We start from the raw sequence: 5,672 nt of genomic DNA on the forward strand, positions 1-5,672 counted from the left end.
GCTATAACCACAGGCTTATCACCCACGTTCTTTACTGTAAACTCGTAAGTGGCTTGTACGCCTTCGGCAATAGTGCCAAAGTCGTGCGTTTCTTTTTCAAATTTAAGTTCGCCTTGCGCATTGGCACGGAAACCTGCAAAAAGCAGGCAAAGCACTGTAAGTAAGTAGAAATGTTTGTTCATGTTCCGGAATTTTTAGTAAGCCGTGTCGTGAAATTTTTGTTTTTCAAAGCAAACAAAGGTATAAAATCTTTTTACAAATACAGTCTCAACAACTATGCCTTTTTGCTCTGCCGGATGGCTCAAATTTGATTATAGGCTAAAAATCTGTACTTTTGGTGGTAAAATTAATGAATAGCTTTTACAGAGAAAACATGCAAACTGCTGAAGCATCTATAACTCAACGACTAAGCGCCCAAGAAATACTCAACGATTACCGCATAGCCTGGGAAAGCCGCCACGCGAGCCTTGCCGGCCGCAAAGAGGTGTTCATGGGCAAAGCCAAGTTCGGAATATTTGGTGACGGGAAAGAAGTAGCCCAGCTGGCTATGGCCAAGTTCTTTCAGGCAGGCGACTTCCGCTCCGGTTACTACCGTGACCAGACCTTTATGTTTGCGATCGGTGAACTGACGCTGCAGCAATACTTTGCACAACTCTATGCGCATACGGATGTAGAGGCAGAGCCTTCAACGGCTGGTCGTGCCATGAACGGCCACTTTGGTACCCGCCTGCTTGATGACGAAGGCAAGTGGAAAAACCTGGCCGAGTCAAAGAATTCCAGTGCCGATATCTCTCCCACAGCTTCGCAGATGCCGCGCCTGGTTGGGTTGGCCTATGCTTCCAAGCTATACCGTCAGAACCAGGACCTTCAGCACCTGAGCCAGTTCTCCGTGAATGGAAACGAAGTGGCCTTTGGTACCATTGGGAATGCATCTACTTCCGAAGGGATGTTCTTCGAGGCGATCAATGCGGCTGGTGTGCTGCAGGTACCCATGCTGGTATCGGTATGGGATGATGGCTACGGTATTTCTGTGCCGGCCGAATACCAGACCACCAAAGGCAGCATCTCTGAAATACTGGCCGGTTTCCAGCGCAATAGCCGCGAGGAGCAAGGGTATGAAATATTCAAAGTGAAAGGCTGGGACTACCTTGCCCTGTGTGAAACCTATGAGGCGGCCGTACGGGTATGCCGCGAGGAGCATGTACCGGTGCTGGTGCATGTAGAAGAGCTCACGCAACCTCAAGGACACTCTACATCGGGCTCACACGAACGATACAAATCAAAAGAGCGCCTGGGCTGGGAATCAGACTTTGATTGCCTGCTGATGATGCGGGAGTGGATGCTGAACGCTGGAGTTGCCACTCCGGAGCAGTTGGACCAGATCGAGGCGCAGGCCAAAGATGCCGTGCGCCAGGCCCGGGGCAACGCCTGGAACGCTTTTATTGCCGGCATCAAAGAAGACCACGAAGTGGCACTGACCCTGATGGACAACCTGGCCTCAGCCAGCGAACATATCACTGAGATTGCTACCATCACCGAGGAACTGCGCAAGACGGGTACCCCGATTCGGAGTGACGCGGTGCGAGCGGTGCGAAAAGCGCTGCGCTACGTGCGCGACGAGAACAACCAAGCAAAGCGCGAGCTGATCGGCTGGCTGGAGCAGACCATGGGGGAGAATACGGATCGCTTCAACTCCTACTTATACAGTCAGTCCGATGAATCAGCGTTGCTGGTAGAGGAAGTGAAACCTGAATTTGCTGAGAACGCCCCACTGGTCGATGGCCGGGAAGTGTTGCAGGCTTGTTTTGATGCCATGCTTGCCCGCGACCCGCGTGTGTTTGCTATCGGCGAAGACGTGGGCCGCATTGGTGACGTAAATCAGGCCTTTGCCGGACTGCAGGAGAAGTACGGGGAGATTCGGGTAACCGATACCGGCATCCGGGAGTGTACGATTATCGGACAAGGTATAGGAGCAGCCCTGCGTGGTTTGCGCCCGATCACCGAGATCCAGTACCTGGACTACCTGCTGTACGCTATCCAGATCCTGTCTGATGACGTGGCCTGCCTGCAGTACCGCACCAAGGGAGGGCAGAAGGCGCCGCTCATCGTGCGTACCCGTGGCCATCGCTTGGAAGGCATCTGGCACTCCGGCTCGCCGATCGGTATGATCCTCAACAGCATCCGGGGTATGCATGTGCTGGTGCCACGCGATATGACGCAGGCAGCAGGATTCTACAATACCATGCTGTTGTCTGACGAGCCGGCGCTGATCATCGAATGCCTGAATGGCTACCGCCTGAAAGAGCGTATTCCGAGCAACATAGCGGAGTTCACGGTGCCTCTGGGCCAACCTGAGATCCTGAGAGAAGGCTCAGACATCACCATCGTGACCTATGGCTCTATGTGCCGTATCGTGCTGGAAGCAGCCAAACAATTGCAGGATTTTGGTATCTCTGCAGAAGTGATCGACGTGCAGACCCTATTGCCATTTGACCTGGAGCATACCATCACCGATTCGATCCGAAAGACCAACCGGGTGTTGTTTGCCGATGAGGATGTGCCGGGTGGCGCAACGGCCTATATGATGCAGCAGGTAGTGGATGAGCAGGGTGCCTGGCGCTACCTGGACTCCAAGCCGCAGTGCCTGTCAGCGCATGCGCATCGACCTCCCTACTCTTCTGACGGCGATTATTTCTCCAAACCAAACACGGAAGATGTATTTGAGGCTGTTTACGAGATCATGCACGAAGCTGACCCGGCAACTTACCTGAAAATTTACTAACTCAGGGAAAGATATATCAAACGAAAGGCCCTGTAGCTATCCAACTACAGGGCCTTTTATTTGATATACGCCTCGACTTACATGGGCTGAAACAGGATTATTTCGTCGGTAGTCACAACATTACTTTTGTTCGGTACCGGTCTGTTGCGGTCATAAATGTAGACATCAAACTTGATCACGGCACCAGGCCCCAGCATAAACAGGTCGGAAGTGATTTCATTGATGGAATACTTGATCTCTCCCTCCAGCGTTTCCGGCCTGTCATCAGCAGAAAGTCGTTGAAAGCGCCCCGAAAACTGGAAGCCAGGTATAGGGAACGGATATGGCTCAAAATTGGAAGTAGCCGGGTTCTTCACATACATCGTCGTCACGAAGTTGTCGTGGTAAGCAGAGCCTGGATTAAAAGGAGCCTGCCAGTCAGTAGATGCTGTGTCTCTGGACAGGCCCAGGTTGCCGTCACCATCCTTGAAGCCGATCACCAGTACCAGCGAGTCCCGTTTTACATTGTTTTCTTCAAATAAGTACTGCTCCACCCGTCTGAACTCTATTTCAGGTACAGGATCATAATTAGGTTCTTTCCTGCAGGAGCTCAGGACCAGCAGGAATAGGAGGCAGGCAATACTATACTTTAGCATGTATCTCATGTGGGATATCCGAAAATGAAGCTAAATTTACTAAATCAAACGGACAGATACAGGAATTGTTATAAATTATTTGTATGAATTTCAAAGCCCGATATATCAGTCAACTACACGATAATCAGTCACTTAACTTCGATGAAGCAGCCCTGGAGCTTTTCCGCTACCAGGCGCAGCACAACCCGGTATACCGTGACTACCTGCAGCACCTGCGGGTGCAGCCGCAGCAGATCCACCAGGTAGCGGAGATTCCGTTTCTGCCGATCGAGTTTTTTAAAACGCATGAAGTAAAGACGGGCGATTTTGAACCGGAAGTAACCTTCTACAGCAGCGGCACGACCCAGTCTTCCCGCAGCCGCCATTTTGTAGCCAGCCTGGATTGGTATACGCGCACTACCCAACGGATTTTTGAGCATTACTATAGTCCCCTCACAGAGTATGTCGTGCTGGCGCTGCTGCCTTCTTACCTGGAGCAGGGTGGTTCTTCGCTTGTGGCGATGGTGGATTACTTTGTAAAACAGACAGGGCAGCAGGAGGAGGGTTTTTACCTGCGTAACCACGACGCCTTGCTGCAAACGATAAGCGGGGCTCAGCAAAAGGGCAAAGAGATCCTGCTCATCGGCGTTTCGTATGCCTTGCTGAATCTGGCGGATGAGGTGCAGGGTAAAGTAGACTTCACCAACGTGACGATTATGGAGACGGGCGGCATGAAAGGACGCCGTCGTGAAATGATCCGCGAGGAACTGCACGCTTACCTGAAAAGAGGCTTCGGCGTGGATGTGATCCATTCCGAGTATGGCATGACCGAGTTGCTTTCCCAGGCTTATTCTTTAGGGAACGGCCTTTTCAAGCCCGGCTATACCTTGCGCGTACTGCTGCGCGATCTCAACGACCCGTTCGATATCCGGCCTGGCATCCGCTCAGGCGGCATCAACGTTATTGACCTGGCCAACGTGGATTCCTGTGCGTTTATAGAGACTAAAGACATTGGCCGGTTGCAGCCGAATGGGGAGTTTGAAGTGCTGGGTCGCTTTGATAATTCTGACATCAGGGGCTGCAATCTCCTGATATCCTAACTGATGATCGTGCGTTAAAGGGGCTTATGGGATATGTATTTTTTATAGCAATGGTAGCAGGCATGTGCCTGCTTTTTTATAGATGGGCCACCCGCAAAGAGCGCAGGCGCAGGCAGGTGCTGGAAAGGGGCTTCCCGGTGGAGTGGCGCAAGATCCTGCAGGACCGCGTTGGCTTTTACCATACCCTGAAAGAGGAAGATCAGCAGCGTTTTGAGCGCATGCTGCTGCTGTTTGTATCCGAAAAACGCATTACAGGTATACAGACGGAGGTGGACGATACCACTCGGGTGCTGGTAGGAGCAAGTGCCATTATCCCAATCTTTGGCTTCCAGGACTGGGAGTACCATAACCTGGGGGAGGTGCTGGTGTTTCCGGAGAGTATTCACCGGTTCAAGGATAAAGACAATGAAGCTGTTTCCGAAGTATTGGGGCGGGTGAATCCTTTCCAGAATGACCATTACGTGACACTCTCAAAGCCGGCGCTCGAGCAGGGCTTCAACGACATGGCAGATCGGAAGAACGTAGGTATACATGAGTTTGCCCACATGCTCGACCAGGCCGATGGAGAGATAGACGGTGTGCCAAAAGCTTACTTGCCGGAGGAACTGGTGCGGCCCTGGCAGGAACTGATGTACCGCAAGATCAGCCAGATCGAAAATGGGAACTCTGACATTAACTCCTATGGAGCCACCAGCGAAGCCGAATTCTTTGCTGTGGTAACGGAGTATTTCTTTGAAAAGCCCGGTCAACTGGCAGAGAAGCACCCCCGCCTGTACGAACTGCTCACCAAAATATTCAAGCAAAACCCCAGGCGCCGCTTCCGCATTGACTTCCGGAGCCTTCTAAATCCCTACGGCAAGCGCCTCGGCCGGAACGAAGCCTGCCCCTGTGGGAGCGGAGAGAAGTATAAGAACTGCTGTATGCTGAAGAAAAGTGCGCTCGTCGCTGCAGCCTGAGGCGGTGTAATGCTTGTGAAGTAGTTATTTGTCTTCTGGCTTCTGCCGGAGTAGTCGCTTTTACGATAGGTGGCGCTTTTGCTCCTTATCAAGGCATATTAGCTCTACCGTCCAACCACCCCTGCCCCTCCTTATCCAAGGAGGGGAGCCTGTCTATACTATTCGACAGCTCTTGTTTCATAGCAGCCGTTTAGACACCCCTCTAGCTCCCCTCAAGGGG

At 52.0% G+C, this 5,672-nt stretch carries 5 protein-coding genes; 3 read left to right on the forward strand and 2 right to left on the reverse strand.

The window, feature by feature from the left end; genetic code table 11:
* Positions 1-182, reverse strand: a 182-nt coding sequence (locus tag OB13_RS19690; protein WP_461491893.1) for a DUF1573 domain-containing protein, incomplete at its 3' end; no start/stop codon positions are given.
* Positions 183-373: 191 nt separating this feature from the next.
* On the opposite strand from OB13_RS19690, the gene OB13_RS19695 reads away from it, so the two are divergent.
* Positions 374-2,782, forward strand: coding sequence for an alpha-ketoacid dehydrogenase subunit alpha/beta (locus OB13_RS19695; protein ID WP_461491894.1), 2,409 nt, complete (start codon positions 374-376; stop codon positions 2,780-2,782).
* Positions 2,783-2,859: 77 nt separating this feature from the next.
* Here the strand turns inward: OB13_RS19695 and OB13_RS19700 are convergent, their stop codons facing one another.
* Complete coding sequence (locus tag OB13_RS19700; RefSeq protein WP_461491895.1) at positions 2,860-3,426, reverse strand: hypothetical protein; 567 nt, start codon at positions 3,424-3,426, stop codon at positions 2,860-2,862.
* 74 nt (positions 3,427-3,500) lie between these two features.
* Here OB13_RS19700 and OB13_RS19705 point away from each other — a divergent pair, with 74 nt between their 5' ends.
* Both OB13_RS19705 and OB13_RS19710 read left to right on the forward strand, forming a co-directional pair.
* Entirely contained in the window at positions 3,501-4,496 is a 996-nt protein-coding gene (locus tag OB13_RS19705; protein WP_461491896.1) for a LuxE/PaaK family acyltransferase, read from the forward strand.
* 26 nt (positions 4,497-4,522) lie between these two features.
* A complete protein-coding gene (locus tag OB13_RS19710) occupies positions 4,523-5,452 on the forward strand; it encodes a zinc-dependent peptidase (protein ID WP_461491897.1) in 930 nt (309 codons plus the stop codon).
* Positions 5,453-5,672 lie beyond the last annotated feature (220 nt).

The sequence above is a fragment of the Pontibacter sp. HJ8 genome (assembly GCF_054824225.1).

Bases quoted from the DNA above. Each gene is read 5' to 3' on its own strand.
- OB13_RS19695 (WP_461491894.1), top strand. From the start codon at position 374: ATGCAAACTGCTGAAGCATCTATAACTCAACGACTAAGCGCCCAAGAA.
- OB13_RS19700 (WP_461491895.1), bottom strand. From the start codon at position 3,426: ATGAGATACATGCTAAAGTATAGTATTGCCTGCCTCCTATTCCTGCTG.
- OB13_RS19705 (WP_461491896.1), top strand. From the start codon at position 3,501: ATGAATTTCAAAGCCCGATATATCAGTCAACTACACGATAATCAGTCA.
- OB13_RS19710 (WP_461491897.1), top strand. From the start codon at position 4,523: ATGGGATATGTATTTTTTATAGCAATGGTAGCAGGCATGTGCCTGCTT.